This window comes from Halobacillus sp. K22 (assembly GCF_052246795.1).
Taxonomy (GTDB): Bacteria; Bacillota; Bacilli; order Bacillales; family Halobacillaceae; genus Halobacillus.
Map to the genome: position 1 here is coordinate 60,370 of NZ_JBQQCN010000006.1, position 24,356 is coordinate 84,725.

Sequence of the window (24,356 nt, forward strand, 5' to 3'; positions counted from 1 at the left end):
GGGGGCTTCTTTTAATACAGATTCAAGTAATAAGCTGCGAGTAGAAGTGAGATAGCTGGGAATATGACTCCTATAAGGGCTAAAGAAACAAGTAAGGTTTTCAGTTTATTATTACTGACTCGGCCTATTTAAAACCAAGATCATGTTTAATTCGAATTTATTTCGGTAACATACATTTTGAAGTCAAAATAAAATAATAGATTTATTAATATATTTAGGAGGCTACTCATTGTCTAGTTTACAGAATCAAGTTGTTATTATCACTGGAGCATCCAGTGGAATTGGAGAGGAGACAGCGAAAGAACTGTCTTCCAAAGGAGCTAAACTTGTATTGGCAGCACGACGTGAAGAGCGACTGCAAGAATTAGCGAATAAAGTAAATAATGATGGTGGACATGCGATTTATAAGACAACCGACGTAACCAATTATGAGGAAATGGAAGAGCTTGCTGAGTTCGCTCAAAAAGAACTGGGACAAATTGATGCTCTGGTAAACAACGCTGGCTTAATGCCACTTTCATTACTAAATAAACAAAAGGTTAAAGAATGGGATCAAATGATCGACGTAAATATTAAAGGTGTTCTTTATGGAATATCTGCTGTGCTGCCTCACATGCGTGAGCGCAAACAAGGACACATTATAAATATATCCTCCGTGGCCGGACATGTAGTCTTTCCGGGAAGTGCTGTTTACAGCGGTACGAAATTCGCTGTGCGTGCAATTACGGACGGCCTTAGAATGGAAGAATCTGCGGAGAGTAAGATTAGGGCAACTATCATTTCCCCTGGCGCTGTTTCTACTGAATTGACATCTACCATTACCGATGAGGACGTTAAAGGTGGAGTAGATGATTTGTATGAACAAGCGATTACTCCAGATAGTATTGCAAGAACGATTCGTTATGCTTTAGAAGAACCTGCAGAAGTCACTATTAATGAAATTGTAGTACGTCCAACTGACCAAACAATGTAAATAATAAAGCAGCCGATAGACGGCTGCTTTTTTTATGCTAAAATTTGGATCCTCAGGTCATACAGATTATGGAAAGTAAATAATTAGCACATCCATTTGTTTAAGATTGGCATAAAAAGGAATCTCCTAATAGAACACATTAAGGAGTGATATCATGGAAAGAAAAGCCCATACTATATTAGAGGAATACCGTAATGGAATTGACCAATTAGCAGAGTATCTACCAAAAACCATTCAGGAATACAATCGATTTACAGGGGAAGCATTTGATGATGGAGAAGTTACCAAGGCTAATAAACACTTGATGGCATTGGCAATTAGCTTGAAAGAAGGCGACGAACCAAGTATTACGTACCATATGGATCAATGTGTAGCGATGGAATGCTCAGACCAGGAGATTTATGAAGCCATGGGTGTTGCTGCTGCTTATGGTGGCGGCGCAGCTATGAGTCAATCCGTAACCAAAGGTTTTGAAATCTTAAAACAACTGCGTAACCAAACTTAAGCTTTCCGCAAGACTGCCGTATTCCCCTCAAAGATAAAGGGGCGGCAGTCTTCTTTTATCAAAAGACTTATCAGGGCGTCCGAGGACTTTGCATCAAGCGATTGCAAGTCTCAAGCTTATCTGTGATATAGTTCTTTATTAAATCAAAGAAGGTCTGGAAGAAAAATAAGAATGGTTGGATACTAAAATCTTAGTTATTCAGTTAATAGATTTTGAACGCTCTTAAGATTGGTATAAGGGGAGCTTTGATTATAGAGCGAAGGGAGAAAGAAGGTTTACTTATATTCCAAATAACAGGTGGTTTTAGTATTTAAGGGGTCAGTAGAAATCCGTAGAACCAATTACTTCGCTTTCCTACGCTACATTCATTAAATCGGATAATGAAAAGAGATGAAGTTTACTAGAAAAAATGAAAGTATGACAAAAAAATCTGGAACACTAGGAAGAGAAATATAGAGCTGCCATTTTTAACCACCCGGAAGGAAAATTTTATAAGCACGCCCACACTAAATTTAACTCTTCTATCTGTTCATTAAAAAATCAACGTCTTTTGACTACATTAGTCATACAGACGTTGATTCCACGGAACGGCTTGAGCACCGTTCTTCTTTATTTCTTTCTTTCTCATAGCTATATGTCACCACTTCTTTGTCTTATTTTCTTTTGTTTTTACGAAAAGGCATAAGAAGTTTGCCGCTTTTAGTTCGCTTCACTTTTGTAGAAGCAGACAGTTGAGATTCCTTGGCTTCCGGGCTGTTTTTGTAGTCCTGTTCGAATAGCTCGCGAGCCTTGGAATAAAGCATGGTCATTTTAATGACCTCCTTTTAAAAGTAGTTATTGCTTCGCTCAGCTTTTATTTACTTAACTGATGAATTACTGAAAATTTTACTCTCTAAGAAGGGTGTAACGCAATAGTTTTTTCAACATTTTTTTCGACAAATTTTTGGTTATTTTCCAACCATCTTTTTTCCAATTTATAGAAAATAGAAAAATACCCAAAAATACGTGTAATTACTATAACCATCACACTTGAACATGCTTTTACAATTTCATTTTAACTCCTAAGTTTATAATATTAAAATATAGGACATAAGTCATGTTTTTGAAAGGCGGCATATTCATAGCCCATCGAGACCACTCGATAAGTTTATAGGCATAAACCGATGGGAATTTACAACTACTAAGGTACTTTAGTACCATAAAGCGTAAATAAAGGATGATAACATACTATGACCAACAAAGAAGTGATTTTTGAAAACCTGTTTCAAGGAATTGTTTATGGACCTTCGAGTCAATATATTTCCTCGGTAGTATATGATTCCCGTGAAGCAGGAGTGGACGATGCTTTCGTCTGTATTGCTGGTGAAAAACACGATGGTCATCGATTTATTGAGCAAGCGATTCAAAATGGTGCAAATACCATAATTGGGACGGAGAGCAAAAAACTGCGTATATATTCGTCCATTTATAAGGATATAAGTTTCATCAGCGTGCCTGAAACGAGACCTGCTTTAGCACAATTAGCGTCATACATTTATGATTCCCCATCGAATTCCCTCTACACCATTGGTGTCACAGGAACTAATGGAAAAACAACAGTTTCGTCTTTCCTTTATTCACTTTTAAATGACCTTGGCAAGCGTACAGGCAGTTTAGGTACTTCAGGAATATGGGATGATGAGAGAAAAACAGAGTATAAACAGACGGTACCTACCACTCCTGAAGCTCCAGATATTCACCGAGTATTGCATTATTTCCGGCAAAGAGAGATGGATGCTGCAATCATTGAATCCACCTCCATAGCTATTGAGCAGAAACGCTTGGCAACGATTAATTTTGACGTGGCCGTTCATACGAATCTCACTCCCGAACACTTAGAGTTTCACGGCACAATGGAAGCCTACAAACAGGCGAAAATGAAGTTGTTTGCCCAGGCTAAAAGGGCAATAGTTAATGCGGATGATCCTCAAATGGCAGGGGAATTAATAAGAGATTTCAAAGGGCCCTTAATCACTTATGGGATTGAAGAATCGGCCGATGTCTCAGCCAAAGAAATCCATACTACTTTGGAAGGAACTTCATTTAAATTGAATTTATTCGGGAAAGAGTACCAGGTGCATGCACCTATTTTTGGGACATATAATGTATCAAATTTCCTGGCTGCTGTAGCGGTCTGTCACCAAATGGACTATCCTGTAGAACGGATATTATCTGTCGTTTCAGCAATTAAGAGTCCTGAAGGGCGTTTTCAAATTGTGGAAAACGAAGCCCCTTTTCAAATTGTTTTGGACTATGCCCACACTCCAGATGCTCTGTATAACATTTTAAATGCTGTTCATCATATTCCTTATCGCAATTTAATTGTTATGATTACAGGAGTTGGTCTCAGGGATCCTAAAAAACGTCCCTTGATGGCGGAAACAGCTGAGGGAATGGCAGAGGAAATTGTGGTTAGTGTGGATCAGCCAGGACACGCTAATCGACAAGAAGTCATAAATGATGTATTCAAAGGGTTCAATGAACCTCTTTCCTCTCAAATTCATTCTGTGTTGTATAGGGAAGAGGCCATTCATTATGCTTTTGATTTAGCCGAACCAGGGGACATGGTTCTATTAACAGGAATTGGGTTCGGCGGTTACCAGGTTATTGGAGATGAAAAAGTGCCTTACTCAGAGCTTCAAGTGATTGAGGATTATTTCGATAAAGATTCTTGTGAGAAGCGTGCAGTATGTGAAAGCTGAGATTTAATAGCGTTGGGAGTATTAGTAATCATAAACGTGCAGGGAATTCTGAATCCAGCAGCGTATTATGAAGAAGACTTGAAGAGAGGTTTTATTCTCTTCAAGTCTTTTTATTGGAAGGCAGCTGGGGAATTAATACTATTTTTATTTTGCATTGTAATAAAATTCTGCTTATCCTCCCTTTCAAATGTTAAAATATATAATTGATTACAATATTCTACATAATTTACATTTGGAAGGAAAGGTGAAGATTTGAAACACTATCAGAAGAAATGGTTGTTTCGTTCGGCCATGGTCCTTGGAGTATTAGCTGCTTCATCGTGGACGACTAACGTAGAAGCTCAAACGGATGAGGGAGACGTAGTAGATTTAAGGTTAATGGAAACGACGGATTTGCACAGTCATGTGATGAATTATGATTATTTCACGGACAAGCAGGATGATACGGTTGGGCTTGTTAATACGGCAACTCTTATCAATCAGACAAGAGACAAAGCAGAGAATTCTATGCTGTTCGATAACGGAGATTTGATTCAGGGAAACCCAATGGCTGACTATATCGTTGATCAAGAAGTATTAGATGAAAAAGGTCATGCACACCCTGTCTATCAAGCTATGAATCTCCTGGACTATGATGCTGGTAACTATGGCAACCATGAATTCAATTATGGTCTGGAGTATTTAGATAAAGCAGTGGAAGGTTCCGATTTTCCTTATGTTAATGCCAATGTGTATAAAGATGATGGTGACGACAACCCGTCTAACGATGAGAACTACTTCGATCCATACGTTATCCTGGCCCGCGAGGTTACAGATCAAAATGGGGACGTACATACGATTCAAGTTGGGGTTATTGGATTTACCCCTCCTCAAATCATGACCTGGGATAAAGATAACTTGGAAGGAAAGGTCACCACGCGTGATTTAAGACAAACCGCGGAAAAATTCATTCCTGCAATGAAAGAAGAAGGTGCTGACGTTATTATTGGCATTGCCCACTCTGGACTAGGCTCAAAGGAAGAGTATGAAAAAGGTGCTGAAAACCAGACATATCAACTATCCACAGTAGAAGGTTTTGATGCACTTATGTTTGGTCATTCTCATCAAACTTTCCCGAGTGAGGATTATGCTTCTTTAGATGGCAAATATAATATCAACCTTGACCAGGGAACAATTAACGGTGTAGCAACTACGCAAGCTGGTTTTTGGGGCTCAGACCTTGGAATTATAGATTTGAAGCTCGAATATTCAGAAGGTGGGTGGGATGTTACGCAAGGTAGAGCTGAGGCGAAACCCATTTATGATTCTGAAAATGGAGAGGCATTGGTGGAAGCAGATCAGGAAATTGTAAATCAAATTGAACATGATCATGAGGCCACTAGAGAGTATGTGGCTACACCTGTAGGCGAAACTGAAGTTCCGCTCTACAGTTATTTTGCTCAAGTACTAGATGACCCAACGGTTCAAATTGTGAACGATGCCCAGAAGGCTTATCTTGAAAAATATATACAAGGAACTGAATTAGACGGATTGCCTGTATTATCAGCTGCTGCACCTTTTAAAGCAGGAAGAGATGGGGTCAGCGATTTCACGGATATTCCAGCAGGAGAGCTTGCGATTAAAGATACCACTTCGTTGTACAAGTATCCGAATACTCTTCAAGCTTCTAAGATAACTGGTGAGCAAGTAATGGAATGGCTTGAATGGAGTGCGGGACAATTTAACGAAATTAACATAGACTCCGATAAGCAGCAGGAGCTCGTGAATAATGATTTCCGCAGCTATAATTTTGACGTAATCGATGGTTTAACCTATGAAATCGAAGTAACTGAACCACCTCGTTACAATAATGATGGGGAAAAGATCAACGATAGTCATCGTATTAAAAATGTGAAATTCAAAGGCAAACCGATTGATGAAGCACAAGAGTTTTTAGTCGCTACCAATAATTATCGGGCAGCCTCCAAATTTGCCAATCCTGATGGTGACAATATAGTGGTTAAGTCTCCTGATGAAAATCGACAAGTTCTTGTAAACTATATCCGTCAGAATGAAACAATTAATCCCGAAGCAGATGGTAATTGGTCCTTTGCACCTATAAATGGAGATCCTCTTTTAACCTTCCGTTCGTCTCCTGAGGCTAAAAAGTACGCGGACGATGAGGAAAAAATTTCTTTTCTCGAAAAAAGAAATGACGGTTACGCGGAGTACAGCATCGATCTTCAATCATCCGAGAAATCGCCTGTCTTTGCGGATGTCCCTGAAGATTACTGGGCTGCTGAAGAAATATATGCCTTAGCTGAAGATGGGGTTATTAAAGGTTACCCAAATGGCAATTTCGGTCCAAAAGACATGCTTCTCCGCTCTGAATTTGCCATGTTGCTTACAAGGGAACTAGGACTAACCGCAACAGGTGAAAATCCATTTAACGACGTACCTGAGAAGTACCAGGAAGAAGTCACTGCAGCTTACGAAAATGGAATTGTGTATGGTGTAAGCCAAACAGAATTTGACCCATATGCTTCCATTACACGTGAGCAAATGGCTGCCATGGTCGTCCGAGCCTACGAGTTTAAAAATGGAGAGTACAAGGCTGAAGGTGAGCACACTTACAAAGATGAGGCTGAAATTCGAGGCGTATTTACTGAAGAGGTTAACGCCGCCTATGAGCTTAAGCTGATGATCGGTGTACCAGGAAATAAGTTTTTGCCTAAGGACTCTTCCATTCGTGCAGAAGCCGCTCGGGTAGTTTATAATTTAAGAAACAAATAATAAGATAATCTTCATTTATGAAGCATAACCAAGCTGAGAAAAGCAGCGTAGTATTGATTCTTATTCCCCGATCCCTTCATACTTGCGGAGGGGAAAGAAGCGATTCTATGAAGTTTTATAAACCAATCTCGACTCGCTCCTTCACTAGAAGGGGCGAGTTTATTAATTGGTGTGTACAGGGTTGAATTTTTTTTAGGGATCGTATGGGGAAGTATAACCAAGCGGCGATAACTACGGTGTGTTTTCGATTGGTGTGGGTACACTAGACCAGTATAATCCTGTAAGTGGGCAGCTAGCAGTATAGGAACTAAATCTCAGTGTGGGGTCGCTTTGACTACCAGTGCAAGCCGTTTATCGGTTACACCCTTACTCTAGATTATGATTATAAGTATTTTAAATATAGTACCTATTATTTCCCAAAAAACTAGCACATTGTTGATAGTAGCATGGAGGGTGGAAACGGTTATTAATCGTAAAAACAAAGCTTCTACAGTCCATAACTAATCCCTTCAGAAACGGCTTTTATTATGGACAACTTTCTTATTGAAATCGGATCCATATACTGTTGTAGATTGCAAAAGACAAAGAGGAGGGGTGGGGTTGTTTTTTCCTTATTACTATCCCCCGGCGTATTGGCCTGTTTATTATGTAACCCCTAATTATCAAAGTCATGCTTTCGATAACAGACATTACCCTGAGGTGAATACTGAGCTGCTTATTAAATCGGCTGAGCAAATGAAGGTTTTGCTAAAAGAAGCAGACGTATTAATGGATCACATAAAAAGTTCTACAGAATTGGCCTCAGAACTTATGAGTGCAGCTCAACAATCGAATAAAAGTAAACTAATTCAATTATTAAAATCTTCGGGTATTGAGTCAAAGATGGATGTGAGTTACACGCCAGATGGACTGAACATTATGTTATATACTTCTGTTGGAGATTTAGATTGCGGTCATTTGAAGATATCGATTCGCTGGAGATAATTCAAATGGGGTAAAATATAAAAACCCATGAAACTAGGTTGCTAGTTTCATGGGTTTTAATGAGGACAAATACCTGTCCAAAAATCAGGCATTATTATATTTTATTAATGTCCAAGCGAGCGCATGATAAATTCAATGAGAAAGACCATGGCGATGAGTACGACTGGAGTTGAGAGCTCTCGCTGCTTCCCAATGGCGAATTTGACAATCGGATACGCAATAAATCCAAAGGCCATCCCATCAGCGATGGAGTAGGTGAAAGGGATCATAACGATAATCAGGAAAGCAGGCATGGCTTCTGACAATTCATCCAGTGGAATTACTTTAATATTTTGAACCATTAAAGCCCCAACTATGATCAGAATTGGACTGATAGCTGTTGAGGGAACCATTGATATCCAAGGAATCAAAAACAGGGTTCCTATAAACAGGACAGCCATCGTTAAGGAAGCTTTTCCTGTTTTTCCACCGGAGGCAATGACTGCTGCGCTTTCAGCAGATGAGACCGTAGGAGAAGTACCTAAAAACCCACTGCTCAACGCAGAAAAAGAAGCGGCTTGAAAGGATCGTTTAAACTTTCCTTTCTGTTCAAGCATTCCGAGCTGCCCATGAATCAATCCCATATTCTCGAAAATAAGAACAATGGCAAGTGGGAATACGGCCATCCAAAATCCAAAATCACTAACTCCTGAGAAGTCAGGGATAAATACCCAGGATTGTTCATCAAGAGAAATCATGGATCCTGGAGCCTCAAGAATTCCGGTGAAGTGGGCAATGATCGTTCCTATAACCATGGTTACAAGAAAATTCCCTGGAACGTTCCGTGTAAAAAGAAAAATCCCGATAAACAGGGTGAGCAGGCTCGTGATCACAACGGCTGAAGATGGGTTTCCTAAACTAATCAAGGAATGTTCCCCGCGAACAACGAGCCCGCCTTTCTCTAGGCCAATTAGTGTCAGGAACAGACCAAGCCCGACAGTGATCGCGTGCTTTAACGATTCGGGAATTGCGTGCTTAAGCCAGTCTCCAAGTCTAGTAAAAGCTGTTACTAGAAACAGCAGGGAAGCGATACATACGACGGCCAGTCCTTCTTGAAAGCTAAGACCGCTCCCTTCGACAATCGAGTAGGCGAATAAGGCGTTAACACCCATACCTGGAATGAGAACCATAGGCGCATTCGCGTATATGGCCATGATCAAACAGCCAATCGCACTGGCAAGAATAGTGGCTACCATCCCGCTCTCAAGCGGAAGTCCGGCACTCTCGAGTATCTGACTGTTAACGGCTACGATATAAACAGTTGTAAAGTACCCGATCAGTCCGGCTGTCCATTCTTTCTTCCAGCTGACGTGTTGAGTCTGGTGATTGAACATTTCAATCTCCTCTATGAAATTATCCCTCTCCCGCCCGGTTACCGAGTAACCCACAAGTTTTTATTTTACTCTTCTCCCACATTTCTATCAAGTTCATCTGTTCCTTTTTTTATAAATCGTGAGTTACCAGATTAGGAATGTGATAAAATAAAGAAGGATCAGCTTGTGCTGGAAAGCGTTTTCTCGGTAATATAAAAAGAGAGAAAATAGGGATGGTGGAATGAATGAAATATAGATCAGTATTCGATATTATCGGTCCTGTAATGATTGGACCGTCCAGTTCACATACGGCGGGAGCAGCTCGGATTGGAAGAGCCGCCCGTCATCTCTTTGGAAGAGAACCTAAGTATGCAAACGTCCATTTATATGGCTCATTCGCAAAAACATATAAAGGTCATGGAACGGATGTCGCCATAATAGGCGGTTTGCTGGATTATGAAACATACGATGAACGAATCAGCAGTTCTTTGGAAACAGCCCGGAAAAATGGCATGAAAATCCGCTTTTACGAAGAAGAAGCTCATTCGGATCATCCGAATACGGCGCGCCTCAAAATAGGAGATGATGATGGTGAACTAGAGCTTGTCGGAATCTCGATCGGCGGAGGAAAAGCGGAAATTACAGAACTTAATGGATTTGAATTACGGTTATCCGGGAGTCACCCGGCTATTCTTTTAATTCACAATGATCGATATGGTGCCATTGCATCCTCTACAGCCATTCTAGCTAAACATGAAATTAATATCGGACGCATGGAAGTGTCGAGAAAAGCTCAGGGCGAACAGGCACTTATGGTCATAGAAGTGGATCAGAATATTGATGATTCGGTCTTGAGTGAACTTGAACGTGCCGATCACATTACCCAGGTTGCAAAAATATCCGACTAAATCTATTCAGGGAGGGTTTAACTATGTTTCGAAATGTTGCCGAGCTGGTCGAGCTAGCTGAAAGTGAAAATATACAAATCTCAGAAGTCATGATCAGGCAGGAGATGGAAGTTAAAGAGTTAACGAGAGAGCAAGTTTATAAGCAAATGGAAAAAAACCTGGAGGTTATGGAAAAAGCGATCGAAGATGGTTTGAAGGGCGTAAAATCCCACAGTGGGCTTACTGGTGGAGACGCTGTTCTCATCCAGAATTATATGAAAAATCATACACCTCTCTCGGGTAATTTACTGATGGATGCGGTTAGTAAAGCAGTGGCTACTAATGAAGTTAATGCAGCCATGGGGACAATATGTGCAACCCCAACAGCAGGGAGTGCGGGTTGTGTCCCGGGCACTTTATTTGCTGTGAAAAACCAACTGAACCCAACGCGCGAACAAATGGTACGCTACTTATTTACGTCCGGTGCTTTTGGTTTTGTAGTCGCAAATAATGCCTCAATCTCTGGTGCTGCAGGAGGCTGCCAGGCTGAAGTAGGCTCAGCAGCAGGGATGGCAGCTGCAGCCATCGTTGAAATGGCAGGGGGCACACCCTCCCAGTCGGCAGAAGCGATGGCCATTACCCTTAAGAATATGCTAGGTTTAATTTGCGACCCTGTTGCAGGCCTGGTGGAAGTTCCATGTGTGAAAAGAAACGCCATGGGAGCTTCAAATGCTGTCGTTGCAGCTGACATGGCTTTAGCTGGAGTAACCAGCCGTATTCCGTGTGATGAAGTAATTGATGCGATGTATAAAGTGGGGCAGCGTATGCCATCAGCCTTTCGTGAAACTGCCCAGGGTGGCCTTGCTGCCACTCCGACGGGAAGAGAATTAGAAGCAAAAGTATATGGAATTTCGTTGAAGAAAGAGTGAATAGTGTGTTAACCCAATCGATTAGTGAATTAAAAGGAATTGGAGAGAAACTTGAATCTCAGTTGAATGAACTTGGTCTTTTTACGATCGAGGATCTTCTGTTTTATTTCCCGTTTCGATATGATTCTTATGAAGTTAAACCATTAACTGAATTGACCCATAATGAAAAAGCTACGATCGAAGGGGAGGTTGTTTCTGAACCTTCCCTTAGCTTTTTTGGCCGGAAAAAATCCCGATTAACGTTTACGCTCCAAGTAGAGCAATTTGCTGTAAAAGCAGTTATGTTTAACCGTGCTTTTGCAAAAAAACAGCTTCAAGCTGGCGATACGGTAACGGTTACTGGGAAATGGGATCAGCAGCGGCTGCAGATAACCGTCAGTCAATTTAAAAAGGGAGAGTCCAAAAGCCAGGCTCCCATTCAGCCTGTTTATACCTTAAAGGAGGGAGTCTCTCTCACTACCCTGCGGAAGTTTATTAAGGCTTCGATCGATGCTTTTGAAAATCATATACCTGAAATACTGCCTGACGATTTACAACGTACGTATAAATTACCGGAGCGCTCTCAAGCTGTCAGGCAGATGCACTATCCTGAGAGCAGAATTATGTTGAAGCACGCCAAGCGCAGATTCATATATGAGGAGTTTCTCATTTTTCAGCTTAAAATGCAGTTGTTGAGAAAACATCATCGGGAGTCAACTACAGGGAACGCCCAGGCTTATGATAATGGTAAACTAACCTCTTTTGTGCAGGCCCTTCCATTTGAATTGACCCAGGCGCAGAAGCGTTCTCTTGCGGAAATTCTGAAAGACATGAAAAACCCTCACCGAATGAATCGTCTCCTGCAGGGTGATGTAGGGTCTGGTAAAACTGCAGTGGCTGCCATTGCTCTTTATGCCTCAATTACCGCAGGGAAACAGGGAGCGCTTATGGTTCCGACTGAAATCCTTGCGGAGCAGCATTTCCAGTCGCTTATGGAAATGTTTGAAGGTCGTGCTACTGTCGCTCTCCTAACCGGATCGATTAAAGGCAAAAAACGTCGTGAAATCTTAGAATCCGTTCGGGCAGGGGAAATTGATATATTAATTGGGACCCACGCACTGATTCAAGATGAAGTCGAGTTTCATGATTTGGGTTTTGTTATTGTTGATGAACAGCATCGTTTTGGAGTCCGCCAGCGGAGAACACTCAGAGATAAAGGACTTCATCCGGATGTTCTATTTATGACGGCTACCCCAATACCAAGGACACTTGCGATTACAGCATTTGGGGACATGGATGTGTCTGTGATTGATGAAATGCCGGCAGGGAGAAAGCCGGTAGAAACTTACTGGGTAAAGGGAGAAATGACAGATCGGGTGTTATCGTTTATTCAGAAAGAAATTGATCAAGGACACCAGGCCTATGTGATCTGCCCGCTGATTGAAGAATCGGACCAGTTGGATATTCAAAACGCCGTTGAACTATATAATCAGCTCTCCTCTGTTTATGAGCCAAATATACCTGTGGGACTGATGCATGGACGGCTCCACAATGAAGAAAAAGAGGAAGTCATGCAAGAATTTGCTGAAAACCGATTAAAAGTCCTAGTCTCAACTACAGTTGTGGAAGTTGGAGTTAACGTGCCGAACGCAACAGTGATGGTAATCTATGATGCGGAGCGCTTTGGACTTTCCCAGCTTCACCAGTTACGTGGGAGAGTAGGGCGCGGGTCAGATCAAAGTTATTGCATTTTACTTGCCGACCCTAAAGGTGATGTAGGGAAAGAGCGGATGAGAATTATGACTGAAACGACAGATGGATTTGAACTTTCGGAGCAGGACTTGAAGCTTAGGGGGCCGGGTGATTTCTTCGGAAGAAAGCAGAGTGGTATGCCGGAATTTAAGGTAGCGGATATGGTTCATGACTACCGGGCTCTTGAAACAGCACGCCGCGATGCAGCTGAAATCATCACAGAAGAAAGACTTGAAAAGGATAGTCGTTACCGTTTATTAAGAGAACTTATTTATCAGGATAAACAAATAATGGAGGAAGTATTGGATTAATTTATCTCTCTCGCATAACCTATTCCCTGTCCTTATAGTGAACATCATAGATGGCTGGGAAGACCTGATGAAAGCAGGTGTTAGAATGGTGAAACCGCAACGACTTACCTACGGGGACAGAGTTGGAGTTATAGCCCCTGCAGGACCTCCAAAAAAAGAAGAGCTAAATAGAGGATTAAGTGTCTTACACTCATTAGGACTCGAACCTGTTTTAGGTAACCACGTGTTTAATCAAGACCATACTTTTTCTTATTTAGCTGCTCGTGATGAAGCAAGGTTAGAGGATTTGCATCATATGTTTTTGGACCCCTGCATTAAAGCTGTATTTTGTGCGCGGGGAGGGTATGGTACAGCAAGACTTGCTCCTTATATTGACTATTCGATGATCAGATGCAACCCTAAGGTGTTTTGGGGATACAGTGATATTACCTACCTTCATACTGCCTTCCATAAATACAGTAACTTAGTTACTTTCCATGGCCCTATGGTAGCTTCTGATTTAGGAAGAACTCCGCTGAATAATGAAACCATCCTCTCCTTGGACCAACTTTTTATGCCGAAGAATATAACCTGGCGTTACCCAGAGTTTCCTTTTAGTTCTATCAAAAACGGGAAGGCGGTGGGAGTGCTTGTGGGAGGGAATTTAACTGTGCTTGCTGATTCAATGGGGACAGATTTTGAATTGGATACAGATGGAAGGATTCTGTTTATTGAAGAAATTGATGAGCCTGCTTACCGAATCGATGCTATGCTTCTACAACTACAGCTTGCAGGAAAGCTCGCTCGCGTTAAAGGTGTCATTCTTGGTGATTTCAACCTCAGGGATTCTGAGCTTGCTGAGACCCAAAAGGTACTGCGCCAATTCTTTATGCCATACAATTTCCCCGTCCTGCAAGGGTTCCCAGCCGGACATTGTGCACCCAATTATGGTATTCCTTTAGGTACAAGAGTTTACTTAGATTCGACTACACTTTTCTTACAAACTGAAGCAGGGGTAAACTGAGCTGCCAATGGTCAATACATGAGCCTTGCGAAATTGAATTTGGTATTATATATTACTATTAGTACCTAGTCATAAAGCAACTGCTTTTGATTAATTGGACGGTGGAATTGCGATGAAAAAGTCTAAAAAGATGAGGCAAAAAGAGTTGAAGGAGACACTAAAGGTCTCTCCATTTACTACGGACGAAGAACTAGCTCGCCGCTTTGGAGTCAGCATCCAAACCATACGGTTGGACCGGATGGAAATGTCCATTCCAGAATTACGAGAAAGAATTAAGTCTGTCGCTACCCAGGAATGGAATGAGACGGTAAAAGCCCTGCCGATCGAAGAAATCATCGGCGAAGTTGTTGACTTAGAGCTGGATAAACGAGCCATTTCTATTTTAGATATTAGACCTGAGCACGTATTCTCTCGGAATAATATAGCAAGAGGTCATCATCTTTTTGCTCAGGCCAATTCATTGGCAGTGGCCGTCATTAACGATGAACTTGCATTAACCGCACGCTCGGATATCCATTTCCGTAGACAAGTAAAGCTTGGAGAGCGTGTTGTTTCAAAAGCCACAGTAGAGGGGAAAGACTCCAGGGGGCATACCGTTGTGAGGGTGCAGAGTTACGTTGGAAACGAGGAAGTGTTTGCGGGCACATTTGAGATGTTCCGTTCGAATCAATAGAAGGAGGACAACTAATGAAACTAGCTATTGATGCTATGGGCGGGGATCACGCACCGGAAGCCATGGTAAAAGGGGCTGTCCATGCAGCTGAAACGATTAAAGGCGTGGAAATTACTTTAGTCGGAGATCAAGAACAGATTGCCCCTTTTCTAAAAGGACAGTCTAATATTAGAGTAGTACATACAAAAGAAGTAATTACTTCGGAAGATGAGCCGGTCAGGGCTGTGCGTAGGAAGAAAAACGCTTCCCTGGTATTAATGGCTAAAGAGGTAAAAGAAGGACGAGCAGACGGATGTGTATCTGCAGGTAACACAGGAGCATTAATGAGCGCAGGTCTTTTTGTAGTAGGGCGGATGGAAGGCGTAGAGCGTCCAGCTCTCAGTCCTACATTACCTACCCAGGATGGTCAGGGGTTTTTAATGCTGGATGTGGGTGCCAATGTAGATGCTAAGCCTGATCATCTGCTCCAATACGCAGTTATTGGTTCCATTTATGCAGAAAACGTACGAAAGATTTCCAAGCCTCGTGTAGGCTTACTCAATGTCGGGACTGAAGATGGAAAAGGGACAGACCTTACTAAAAAAGCCTTCCAGCTTATGAAAGACGCTCCCATTAATTTCATTGGAAATGTAGAGGCGCGTGATCTTCTGGATGGTGCAGCGGATGTCGTCGTAACTGATGGATTCACCGGAAATGTGGCACTGAAGACTATAGAAGGAACGGCAATGACCATGTTTTCCATGATGAAAAAAACTTTTATGAGTAATTTAAAGACGAAATTTGCTGCGGGTTTAGCTAAAAAAGATCTGAGAAAACTTAAAGATCAGCTGGACTATTCAGAATATGGAGGAGCGGGGCTGTTTGGGCTTGCTGCACCAGTGATTAAAGCGCATGGCTCGTCTAACGAACGGGCTGCTTACAATGCTATTCGTCAGGCTTGTGAAATGATCGAACTTGATGTAACGGACATCATCTCGAATACATTGAAGACCATGCAATCAAAGGAGGAAGAAAAGTGAAAAAAACAGCTTTTATTTTTCCGGGACAAGGATCACAAGAAGTGGGCATGGGGAAAGCGATCTATGAATCCTATCCTGCTGTTAAGAAAATGTTTGATGAAGCCGATGAAGTTCTCGGTTATTCATTGACCACACTTATGTTTGAAGGTCCCCAGGAAGAACTAACTAAAACGGAGAATGCTCAGCCAGCTCTACTGCTGAATAGCGTCGCTATTAACCACGTGTTGAAAGAAGAGGGTATAGAACCTTCCATGACAGCAGGACATAGTCTCGGTGAATATAGTGCTCTTGTAGCTTCCGGATCCCTTGAACCAATAGATGCTGTCCAGCTTGTGCACACGCGAGGTAAACTGATGGAAGAAGCTTACCCGACCGGTAAAGGCTCCATGGCAGCTGTGCTGGGACTTTCGCAGGAGGAAATCGAAAAAGTTCTGGAAGGATTTAATGATGAGGAACCTGTTGACCTGGCAAATATTAATTGCCCTGGGCAAATTGTAATCTCTGGAACAAAAGACGGAGTAGCTCAGGCCTCAGAGCAGTTATCTGAAGCTGGAGCCAAGCGCGTACTTCCCTTGAACGTGAGCGGACCTTTTCACTCCCGTCTGATGAAGTCCGCAAGCGATGACTTTGCCAACCATTTGTCGAAACATTCGATTGCGGAAGCGGCTGTACCTGTATATGCGAATGTAACAGCGGGGCCTGTTACAGATGCAAGTGAGATTGAACAGCTGCTCGTTAAACAGTTATATTCCCCTGTTCGTTTTCAACAGATCCTGGAAGCCTTTGTAGAAGAGGATGTAGATGCCATCGTCGAAATTGGACATGGGAAAGTCTTAAGCGGACTTGTGAGAAAGGTTAAGCGCAGAATGAAAACCTTTAATATTCACGATCCGGAATCAGTTGATCAATTTATCCAATGGTATAAGGAGGACTCTTAATGTTACAACAACAAGCAGCTCTCGTTACTGGTGCTTCTCGAGGGATCGGACGCGCCATTGCTATGGAACTTGCTTCTCAAGGGGCTAAAGTCGCCGTTAATTATGCCGGGAGTGAAGAAAAAGCAGAAGCCGTCGTGCAGGAAATTATTAATCAGGGTGGAGAAGCTATAAAGATCCAGGCGGATGTAACAAGTGAAGAAGATGTTAAACGAATGATTAAAACAGTCGTAGATGAATTCGGCCGCCTGGATATTCTCGTTAATAATGCAGGAATTACCAAAGATAATCTACTAATGAGAATGAAAGAAGAAGAATTCGATTCCGTTATTGATACAAACCTTAAAGGTGTATTTCTATGCACCAAAGGCGTAACGCGCCAGATGATGAAACAAAAGTATGGGCGAATTATTAATGTAGCTTCTATTGTGGGGGTTTCAGGAAATCCAGGACAGGCTAACTATGTAGCTGCAAAAGCAGGCGTGATTGGCCTTACCAAGTCGAATGCCAAAGAACTTGCTTCAAGGAATATTCAGGTTAATGCTGTCGCGCCGGGTTATATTACTACAGATATGACAGATGCACTCACTTTCGAACAAAGAGAGCAGATGTTATCCTTAATACCCCTGAACCGTCTGGGTGAAGCGGAAGACGTTGCTCGAGTCGTCCGATTCCTTGCTTCAGAAGACGCTGCTTATATGACTGGGCAGACCTTACATGTCGATGGTGGAATGGTCATGTAAAAAGGTTATGGTTTTTCGATTGAAAATTTACTATAATGACTGAAGGGAGGTGAAGTCCAATGGCAGATACATTTGATCGTGTAAAACAAATCATCGTTGATCGTTTAGACGTTGAAGAATCTAAAGTAACAATGGAGGCTTCCTTCAAAGAAGATTTAGAAGCAGACTCTTTAGACGTAGTAGAGCTTGTAATGGAGCTTGAAGATGAGTTTGATACGGAAATCTCTGACGAAGAAGCTGAAAAAATCAATACAGTTGGGGACGCTGTGAATTACATAAACAGTGTATTGTAACCCTTCAAACATGCTGTCTGTGTAAAAGCAGGCAGCCTTTCCTATTGATGAGAAATTTTTAGTAAAGGACAAGGTGATTTATGGATGATTTTTCCAGTTTCCAGAAGAGAGTCAATATCCACTTCCAAGATGTCTCGATACTGGAACAAGCTTTCACACATTCATCTTATGTGAATGAGCATCGCAAAACGGATCGCAAGGATAATGAGCGTCTGGAATTTTTAGGTGACGCTGTATTAGAGCTGGGCGTCTCCCAATATCTGTATAGGGAGTTTCCTGAAATGGCAGAAGGGGAGCTTACCAAGTTCCGGGCTTCAATCGTATGTGAAGCATCTCTTGTAGATTTCGCTAAAGACCTGAACTTTCATGAGCTTATTTTATTGGGCAAAGGAGAGGAATTAACAGGTGGGCGCAACCGGCCGGCCTTGCTCGCTGATGTATTTGAAGCCTTTATTGGTGCTTTGTATTTAGACCAGGGCTTTCAAGAAGTGGTTACATTCTTAGAAAAGTATGTGTACCCTAAGGTTAAAAAAGGTGCTTTTTCTCATGCGATGGATTTTAAGAGTCAACTCCAGGAATTTATACAACGGGATAAGAATAGTAAGATTGAATATGAAATTGTTGAAGAAAGAGGACCTGCCCATAGCAGAGAATTTATTGCTCATGTCCGGATCCAGGGAGAAGTTGGTGGAATTGGAGTAGGCAGAACAAAGAAAGAGGCAGAGCAGCGTGCTGCCCAAAAAGCATTAGAAAACCACGGAGCCCTTTCCTGAAAAAAGGACAGGCTAGAACTCGGAAGAAGTTCTGGCCTGTCCTTTTTATTACTCATCATTATTGAGGTTTCCGAAACCTTCCCAATTCTTGGACGAACGTCTGGATCTCTGAAACACTCAGCTGTCCTTTCATTTGAACAATATCGTGTAATTCCTTAATCTCATCATACTTTTCTAAATCATAATCATCTGGATCCATAATTGTGCGGTTCACAACTTGCAACCGATCCGCCATATCATTAATTATGAATTCAAGGTTCTCGCGCGTAGGTTCTTCTAAACTCAAGATAAATCCTCCTTCAAAGCTCCTGTAGTGGGCTAATACATATAATAAAATACTTTGCCGTTTTTTAAAACCCTTGACTACTTGGAAAAATTAAAGTTCTTATCGTTCGTAATCGCTTCCTACCGTAGGGCCTATGTTTATGATAAAATATATTAGTTGAATGAAAGATTGCGAATATACAGGAGGATGAATATGTTCCTCAAACAGTTAGATACCGTAGGGTTTAAATCATTTGCTGAACGAGTAACTGTGGATTTCGTACCGGGCGTCACCTCGGTAGTCGGACCGAACGGAAGCGGCAAAAGTAATATTACTGATGCTATACGCTGGGTGCTGGGTGAGCAGTCAGCCAAATCTCTCAGAGGAACAAAGATGGAAGACATCATTTTCGCCGGCAGTGACACAAGAAAAGCGTTGAATATGGCTGAAGTCACTTTAACGCTTGATAATTCTGATCAGGCCCTTCCTCTTGATTATCAAGAGGTTAGTGTTACTAGACGAGTGTTCCGCTCTGGAGAAAGTGAATTTTATATTAATAATCAAACCTGCAGATTAAAAGATATTGTGGATTTATTCATGGACTCAGGTCTCGGACGAGAGGCTTTTTCCATTATTAGCCAGGGGAAAGTGGAAGAAATTTTAAGTTCTAAAGCGGAAGAGCGCCGCTCCATTTTTGAAGAAGCAGCTGGAGTCTTGAAATACAAACAGAGGAAAAAGAAAGCAGAGTATAAACTTGCAGAAACCCAGGAGAATTTAAATCGGGTAGAAGATATTATTCATGAAATAGATGGTCAGCTTGAACCGCTAAAAGAACAGGCTGCTGTGGCTAAAGACTACTTAGAGAAAAAGGAAGACCTAAAACAAATAGAGGTTTCCTTATTAATCACACAAATAGAGAATTTACATGAGGATTGGCAGGAAGTTCTTAAGGATTTGGCTGCGGTTAAAGAACAGGAATCCGAACTGCAGTCACACATTGAAGAAAAAGAGACGGCCGTCGTGAAACAACGAGACACGATGCAGGCTCTTGATGAGTCAATTGAAGATTTACAAGAAACTCTACTTGTCCTAACCAAAGATCTAGAGAACCTTGAAGGCAGAAGAGAACTTATGAAAGAACGTCACAAACACTTTGAAGAAAATAAAACAAAAGTGGAAGAAGATTATGAAGAGCTTTCAGAGAAATTGAAGGACCTTCAAAAAACAGCTAAAAAGGAAACAAATCAATTAAATGCTGTGAAGAAACAACGAAAGCAGACCAAGGACGATCTTGAACAGACGAACCAGGCTCTTAGTGAAGATATTGAAGTTATTGAAGAGCAGATTGAGGATTTAAAAAGTGATTATATTGATCTTCTAAATGAACAGGCTGCCAAAAGAAATGAAAAGCAGCTGCTGGAAAAGCAGGTCTCACAAATCAACTATAAAAAAGACCATCAACAGACACGCTTCAGTGACCTAAGGGACGAACGCGAGCAGCTTGAAACCAGTTTAACAGAAGCTGCTGAAAATCTTCAGCGTATATCCAATTTGCGCGAGAATAAGGAAAAATATCTAACAGAGCTTCAGAAAGAACTGGAAGTAAATCAGCAGTCCTATCAGGATTGGCAGGAAAAACTATATAAAGGCTACCAATACTTAGAAAAACTTCGTTCCAAAAAAGAAATGCTGGAAGATATGAAAGAAGACTTTTCAGGCTATTATCAGGGCGTTCGTGAAGTATTAAAAGCAAGACAAAATCAGCAATTGGGGGATATTGAAGGGGCTGTACTTGAACTAATCGATATTCCTGGGGATTATCTAACAGCTATTGAAACGGCTCTTGGAGCCCAGGCGCAGCACATCGTTGTTAAAGATGATCAAGCTGGTAGAAAGGCGATCCATTGGCTGAAGAAAAATAATAAAGGGCGTGCCACTTTCTTGCCTTTAACTTCTATACAGCCGCGTTACGTACACAGCCAAGCGGCTTCAAAACTCCCAGAGCAGGAAGGTTTTATCGGTGTGGCCGCTGATCTAGTAACTTATAACAGTAGTTTTAAAAAAGCGATCCAACACCTTCTGGGACATATTGTTATCGCCGAAGACTTAAAGCATGCCAATGCGATTGCTCAATTCCTCAATCGGAAATACCGGATTGTGACGCTTGAAGGAGATGTCGTTAATCCTGGAGGGGCCATGTCCGGTGGAGCTCAGAAAAAATCTGGACAGTCCTTGTTTACCCGGGAGAAAGAGCTCCTGGAACTACGGGAAAAAATCGCTGAATTTCAAACTAAAACTGAGCAAGTGGAGCAAAAAGTTAAGAATTTAAAGGACGAAACTACTAAACAGCAGCAAGAAGTAGAGCAAGTCAACCAAGAAGTATCAGACCTAAAGAATCAGGAATATGAGAATCAGTCAGATAAGCGTGAACAGCAAGTGAAAATGAATCACTTAAATAGTCAGCTTCAGCTATTTGATCAGGATCAGGCTCAGTTTGATCAAGACATGCATCAAGCCGATAATCAGATGAATGAACTTGATAAAGATCTGCAAGTATTAACGCAGAATTTAGAAAAGATTCAAAAGGAAATTGACGATTTAACAGCTGCGAAGGACCGCCAGAAAGTGGACGAAGCTAAATTACAGAGCCGGCGACAAGAACTGCAGATTCAATTGGCAGAACAAGAGTCATCTGTCCAAAACCAGCAGGAAAAAGCCGACCGCTACAACCAGGAATTAGCTTCACTCAAAGCTGAACTTACAGAAAACCGTGAAGAACATAAACGTTTGATGGAAGTCTTTGATTCTAATCAGACTGAAGAAGAAGTCTTGGCCTCCATAGAGGAAACGAAACAGCGAAAGGAAGCTACATCTTCCCTCATTCAGGATAGAAGAAAAGAGAGGAATCAGTACGGACAGGAAATTCAGCAGGCTGAACAATTGTTGAAAGAACAAAAAAGGCGTCAGCAAAACTTCACCCAGGATATTCAGCAAAAAGAAGTGAAAGCTAACCGCTTAGACGTAGAACTTGAGAACCTGCTGAATTATCTGCAAGAGGAATATGTTATTACATTTGAAAAAGCCAAGAATGATTATCCTCCTGTAGAAGATATTGAACAGGCAGCCACAGATGTTAAGTTGATTAAAAGGTCAATTGAAGAACTTGGCACTGTCAATCTTGGTGCGATTGAAGAATATGATCGTATTTTGGAAAGGTACGAATTTCTGAAGGGGCAGCAGGATGACTTGCTGGAAGCTAAGCAGACGCTTCATAGTGTAATTAGTGAAATGGATGGAGAAATGCACCGTCGTTTTGAGGAAACATTTACAAAAATTCGTGCAGAATTTGAAGATGTCTTCAGGGAATTGTTTGGAGGCGGAAGGGCCGATCTGAAATTAACGGACCCTGAAAATATGCTGGAAACAGGTGTGGATATTGTTGCTCAGCCCCCTGGGAAAAAACTTCAGAATCTGAGTCTATTGTCCGGTGGAGAGCGTGCTCTTACTGCGATTGCTCTTCTATTTTCCATTTTGCGGGTGCGTCCAGTACCATTCTGTGTGCTCGATGAAGTAGAAGCAGCACTAGATGAAGCAAATGTGGACCGGTTCGCTCGTTTCCTAAAAGAGTTCAGCACGGATACTCAGTTCATTGTCATTACACACCGCAAAGGGACTATGGAGGAGTCAGACGTTTTATATGGAGTTACAATGCAGGAATCAGGTGTCTCGAAACTAGTTTCGGTTCGTCTGGAAGAAACACCTGAATTACTAGAAGCATAGAAAGGATGAGTTGATGAGTTTTTTTAAGAAATTGAAAGATCGATTTGTAAAAGGGGAAGAAGACCAGCAAGAAAGCACCATACAAGAAGAACCCCAAAATGAATCGCTTGAGGAAGCAGATTCATTTAACCCTTACACTGGGGAAGCCTATAAAGACGGCGAAGTTGTTTACTCCAAAGCAGAAGAAGAAGAAAGGCTGCGAAAAGAAGCTTTAGAGGAATCGGAAGAAAAAAGCCTCGAAGGAGAAACGGAGGAGTATGAAGATAAACTTGATAGACTTTCCGTACCTCCCGAACAAATCGAAGAAGGCTCTATAGCTTCCAAGTTTAAAAAAGGACTGGAAAAAACCAGAACGTCATTCTCAACTAAAATAAATGACTTAGTAGCAAAATACCGTACCGTAGATGAAGATTTCTTCGAGGAATTAGAAGAAATCCTAATTTCAGCTGATGTTGGGGTCAATACAGTTATGGAAATGATTGATGAACTGGAGATGGAAGTGAAAAGGAGAAATATCAAAGACACAAGCCAGGTAAAAGAAGTCATTTCTGAAAAGTTAGTAGAGATCTATTATGGAAACGACGAAGCTGAAGAGGTAGAAGGGCTGAAAGAAAATCCGGATGGCCCTACTGTATATTTATTTGTCGGCGTAAATGGTGTTGGGAAAACTACTACCATCGGTAAGCTTGCTCATCGCCTGAAATCTGAAGGTAAGAAAGTAACCCTTGCTGCCGGCGATACATTTCGGGCGGGTGCTATAGAGCAATTAGACGCCTGGGGAGAGCGAGCAGGAGTCAACGTGATTAAGCACAGTGCAGGCAGTGATCCTGCTGCCGTCATTTATGATGGGATCCAATCAGCCAAGTCCCGTAATGCGGATGTGTTAATTTGTGATACTGCTGGCCGACTTCAAAATAAAGTGAATCTGATGAACGAATTGTCGAAAGTCAAACGGGTCATTGAACGTGAAATTCCAAATGCTCCCCACGAAGTTCTCCTTGTACTCGATGCTACTACAGGACAGAATGCCATGAGCCAGGCGAAGACATTCTCGGAAGCGACCGACGTTTCAGGCATTGTTTTAACTAAACTGGATGGTACAGCAAAGGGTGGAATCGTTTTAGCCATACGAAAAGAACTTTCGATTCCAGTTAAACTAGTGGGGCTGGGTGAAAAAGTAACGGACCTGGAACCATTTGATGCCCATGCGTTTGTTTACGGGTTATTCGCTGATATGGTTGAAGAATTCGATGAGGAAGAAGAGGAAAATCAAGCTTAAACCTTGACAGGGATAGAGTGACTCCGTTAGTATTCTTATGTAAAGGTATTTCACTTAACAAGGAGTGCTTCAAGGATGCTTGAAAAAACGACCCGTGTTAACTATCTATTTGATTTTTATCAATCATTGTTGACTCCGAAACAGAGAAACTATATGGAACTATATTATTTAGAAGACTACTCTTTAGGTGAGATATCAGAAACCTTCGATGTTTCCCGTCAAGCGGTTTATGATAATATTCGCCGAACAGAAACAATGTTGGAAGAATACGAAAAAAAGCTGCTATTATATGAGAAATTCAGCAAGCGTCAGCAAGTCCTTAAGGAGATGGAGGATGAAGTGAAACAAAACGGTCTTCCTCAACATTTTCAAGACTGGTTGACGCAACTACAAGATTTAGAATAGGGG

21 protein-coding genes are annotated in these 24,356 nt (G+C 41.7%); 18 read left to right on the plus strand and 3 right to left on the minus strand.

Features of this window, described 5'->3' with window-relative positions:
* Window positions 1–229: 229 nt before the first annotated feature.
* Both ACTWPM_RS06540 and ACTWPM_RS06545 read left to right on the plus strand, forming a co-directional pair.
* Window positions 230–973, plus strand: coding sequence for an SDR family oxidoreductase (locus tag ACTWPM_RS06540; protein ID WP_443132267.1), 744 nt, complete (start codon window positions 230–232; stop codon window positions 971–973).
* Window positions 974–1,127: 154 nt separating this feature from the next.
* Window positions 1,128–1,478, plus strand: coding sequence for a carboxymuconolactone decarboxylase family protein (locus tag ACTWPM_RS06545; RefSeq protein WP_443132268.1), 351 nt, complete (start codon window positions 1,128–1,130; stop codon window positions 1,476–1,478).
* 653 nt (window positions 1,479–2,131) lie between these two features.
* Here ACTWPM_RS06545 and ACTWPM_RS06550 read toward each other — a convergent pair.
* Complete coding sequence (locus tag ACTWPM_RS06550) at window positions 2,132–2,287, minus strand: hypothetical protein (protein ID WP_443132269.1); 156 nt, start codon at window positions 2,285–2,287, stop codon at window positions 2,132–2,134.
* A gap of 420 nt (window positions 2,288–2,707) precedes the next feature.
* Between ACTWPM_RS06550 and ACTWPM_RS06555 the strand changes: the two genes are divergently transcribed.
* The 3 genes from ACTWPM_RS06555 to ACTWPM_RS06565 all read left to right on the plus strand — a co-directional run bounded on the left by ACTWPM_RS06555 (window position 2,708) and on the right by ACTWPM_RS06565 (window position 7,975).
* Window positions 2,708–4,219 (plus strand): UDP-N-acetylmuramoyl-L-alanyl-D-glutamate--2,6-diaminopimelate ligase, encoded by a 1,512-nt coding sequence (locus tag ACTWPM_RS06555; RefSeq protein WP_443132270.1) that lies wholly within the window; start codon window positions 2,708–2,710, stop codon window positions 4,217–4,219.
* Window positions 4,220–4,471: 252 nt separating this feature from the next.
* A complete protein-coding gene (locus ACTWPM_RS06560) occupies window positions 4,472–6,991 on the plus strand; it encodes a bifunctional 2',3'-cyclic-nucleotide 2'-phosphodiesterase/3'-nucleotidase (protein WP_443132271.1) in 2,520 nt (839 codons plus the stop codon).
* Window positions 6,992–7,585: 594 nt separating this feature from the next.
* Window positions 7,586–7,975 carry a hypothetical protein gene (locus ACTWPM_RS06565; RefSeq protein WP_443132272.1) on the plus strand — a complete coding sequence of 130 codons (390 nt, stop codon included), beginning with the start codon at window positions 7,586–7,588 and terminating at the stop codon, window positions 7,973–7,975.
* A gap of 104 nt (window positions 7,976–8,079) precedes the next feature.
* Here the strand turns inward: ACTWPM_RS06565 and ACTWPM_RS06570 are convergent, their stop codons facing one another.
* Window positions 8,080–9,348, minus strand: coding sequence for an NCS2 family permease (locus tag ACTWPM_RS06570; protein ID WP_443132273.1), 1,269 nt, complete (start codon window positions 9,346–9,348; stop codon window positions 8,080–8,082).
* 224 nt (window positions 9,349–9,572) lie between these two features.
* Between ACTWPM_RS06570 and sdaAB the strand changes: the two genes are divergently transcribed.
* From sdaAB to rnc, 10 genes are all read left to right on the plus strand, one after another.
* Window positions 9,573–10,235 carry an L-serine ammonia-lyase, iron-sulfur-dependent subunit beta gene (gene sdaAB, locus ACTWPM_RS06575; RefSeq protein WP_443132274.1) on the plus strand — a complete coding sequence of 221 codons (663 nt, stop codon included), beginning with the start codon at window positions 9,573–9,575 and terminating at the stop codon, window positions 10,233–10,235.
* Between the two features lie 23 nt (window positions 10,236–10,258).
* Entirely contained in the window at window positions 10,259–11,143 is an 885-nt protein-coding gene (gene sdaAA, locus ACTWPM_RS06580) for an L-serine ammonia-lyase, iron-sulfur-dependent, subunit alpha (RefSeq protein WP_443132275.1), read from the plus strand.
* 5 nt (window positions 11,144–11,148) lie between these two features.
* Window positions 11,149–13,185: an ATP-dependent DNA helicase RecG gene (gene recG, locus ACTWPM_RS06585; RefSeq protein WP_443132276.1), complete on the plus strand. Its 2,037-nt coding sequence runs from the start codon at window positions 11,149–11,151 to the stop codon at window positions 13,183–13,185.
* 85 nt (window positions 13,186–13,270) lie between these two features.
* Window positions 13,271–14,188, plus strand: coding sequence for a S66 peptidase family protein (locus ACTWPM_RS06590; protein WP_443132277.1), 918 nt, complete (start codon window positions 13,271–13,273; stop codon window positions 14,186–14,188).
* Window positions 14,189–14,300: 112 nt separating this feature from the next.
* A complete protein-coding gene (fapR, locus tag ACTWPM_RS06595) occupies window positions 14,301–14,861 on the plus strand; it encodes a transcription factor FapR (RefSeq protein WP_443132278.1) in 561 nt (186 codons plus the stop codon).
* A 14-nt stretch (window positions 14,862–14,875) separates the two neighbouring features.
* On the plus strand, window positions 14,876–15,880 hold the full coding sequence (gene plsX, locus ACTWPM_RS06600) for a phosphate acyltransferase PlsX (RefSeq protein ID WP_443132279.1): 1,005 nt from the start codon (window positions 14,876–14,878) through the stop codon (window positions 15,878–15,880).
* Window positions 15,877–16,818, plus strand: a complete 942-nt coding sequence (gene fabD / locus ACTWPM_RS06605) for an ACP S-malonyltransferase (RefSeq protein WP_443132280.1) — start codon at window positions 15,877–15,879, stop codon at window positions 16,816–16,818. The genes plsX and fabD overlap by 4 nt, the downstream gene beginning before the upstream one ends.
* Window positions 16,818–17,558 (plus strand): 3-oxoacyl-[acyl-carrier-protein] reductase, encoded by a 741-nt coding sequence (gene fabG, locus ACTWPM_RS06610; RefSeq protein WP_443132281.1) that lies wholly within the window; start codon window positions 16,818–16,820, stop codon window positions 17,556–17,558. The genes fabD and fabG overlap by 1 nt, the downstream gene beginning before the upstream one ends.
* A gap of 59 nt (window positions 17,559–17,617) precedes the next feature.
* Complete coding sequence (gene acpP, locus ACTWPM_RS06615) at window positions 17,618–17,851, plus strand: acyl carrier protein (protein WP_443132282.1); 234 nt, start codon at window positions 17,618–17,620, stop codon at window positions 17,849–17,851.
* Between the two features lie 80 nt (window positions 17,852–17,931).
* Window positions 17,932–18,624, plus strand: a complete 693-nt coding sequence (gene rnc, locus ACTWPM_RS06620; protein ID WP_443132283.1) for a ribonuclease III — start codon at window positions 17,932–17,934, stop codon at window positions 18,622–18,624.
* A gap of 58 nt (window positions 18,625–18,682) precedes the next feature.
* On the opposite strand, the gene ACTWPM_RS06625 is transcribed toward rnc, so the two are convergent.
* A complete protein-coding gene (locus ACTWPM_RS06625; protein WP_014643244.1) occupies window positions 18,683–18,910 on the minus strand; it encodes a DUF1128 domain-containing protein in 228 nt (75 codons plus the stop codon).
* Window positions 18,911–19,102: 192 nt separating this feature from the next.
* On the opposite strand from ACTWPM_RS06625, the gene smc reads away from it, so the two are divergent.
* From smc to ACTWPM_RS06640, 3 genes are all read left to right on the plus strand, one after another.
* Window positions 19,103–22,669, plus strand: a complete 3,567-nt coding sequence (gene smc, locus ACTWPM_RS06630) for a chromosome segregation protein SMC (protein WP_443132284.1) — start codon at window positions 19,103–19,105, stop codon at window positions 22,667–22,669.
* Window positions 22,670–22,682: 13 nt separating this feature from the next.
* Window positions 22,683–23,948, plus strand: coding sequence for a signal recognition particle-docking protein FtsY (gene ftsY / locus ACTWPM_RS06635; RefSeq protein ID WP_443132285.1), 1,266 nt, complete (start codon window positions 22,683–22,685; stop codon window positions 23,946–23,948).
* A 75-nt stretch (window positions 23,949–24,023) separates the two neighbouring features.
* Window positions 24,024–24,353, plus strand: coding sequence for a putative DNA-binding protein (locus ACTWPM_RS06640; protein WP_443132286.1), 330 nt, complete (start codon window positions 24,024–24,026; stop codon window positions 24,351–24,353).
* Window positions 24,354–24,356 lie beyond the last annotated feature (3 nt).

What these genes read in the sequence shown, in the direction of transcription:
- acpP (WP_443132282.1), top strand. Translation starts at nt 17,618, where the DNA reads ATGGCAGATACATTTGATCGTGTAAAACAAATCATCGTTGATCGTTTA.
- plsX (WP_443132279.1), top strand. Translation starts at nt 14,876, where the DNA reads ATGAAACTAGCTATTGATGCTATGGGCGGGGATCACGCACCGGAAGCC.
- ACTWPM_RS06550 (WP_443132269.1), bottom strand. Translation starts at nt 2,287, where the DNA reads ATGACCATGCTTTATTCCAAGGCTCGCGAGCTATTCGAACAGGACTAC.
- ACTWPM_RS06640 (WP_443132286.1), top strand. Translation starts at nt 24,024, where the DNA reads ATGCTTGAAAAAACGACCCGTGTTAACTATCTATTTGATTTTTATCAA.
- smc (WP_443132284.1), top strand. Translation starts at nt 19,103, where the DNA reads ATGTTCCTCAAACAGTTAGATACCGTAGGGTTTAAATCATTTGCTGAA.
- ftsY (WP_443132285.1), top strand. Translation starts at nt 22,683, where the DNA reads ATGAGTTTTTTTAAGAAATTGAAAGATCGATTTGTAAAAGGGGAAGAA.
- ACTWPM_RS06555 (WP_443132270.1), top strand. Translation starts at nt 2,708, where the DNA reads ATGACCAACAAAGAAGTGATTTTTGAAAACCTGTTTCAAGGAATTGTT.
- rnc (WP_443132283.1), top strand. Translation starts at nt 17,932, where the DNA reads ATGGATGATTTTTCCAGTTTCCAGAAGAGAGTCAATATCCACTTCCAA.
- sdaAB (WP_443132274.1), top strand. Translation starts at nt 9,573, where the DNA reads ATGAAATATAGATCAGTATTCGATATTATCGGTCCTGTAATGATTGGA.
- ACTWPM_RS06590 (WP_443132277.1), top strand. Translation starts at nt 13,271, where the DNA reads ATGGTGAAACCGCAACGACTTACCTACGGGGACAGAGTTGGAGTTATA.
- sdaAA (WP_443132275.1), top strand. Translation starts at nt 10,259, where the DNA reads ATGTTTCGAAATGTTGCCGAGCTGGTCGAGCTAGCTGAAAGTGAAAAT.
- fapR (WP_443132278.1), top strand. Translation starts at nt 14,301, where the DNA reads ATGAAAAAGTCTAAAAAGATGAGGCAAAAAGAGTTGAAGGAGACACTA.
- ACTWPM_RS06545 (WP_443132268.1), top strand. Translation starts at nt 1,128, where the DNA reads ATGGAAAGAAAAGCCCATACTATATTAGAGGAATACCGTAATGGAATT.
- fabG (WP_443132281.1), top strand. Translation starts at nt 16,818, where the DNA reads ATGTTACAACAACAAGCAGCTCTCGTTACTGGTGCTTCTCGAGGGATC.
- ACTWPM_RS06570 (WP_443132273.1), bottom strand. Translation starts at nt 9,348, where the DNA reads ATGTTCAATCACCAGACTCAACACGTCAGCTGGAAGAAAGAATGGACA.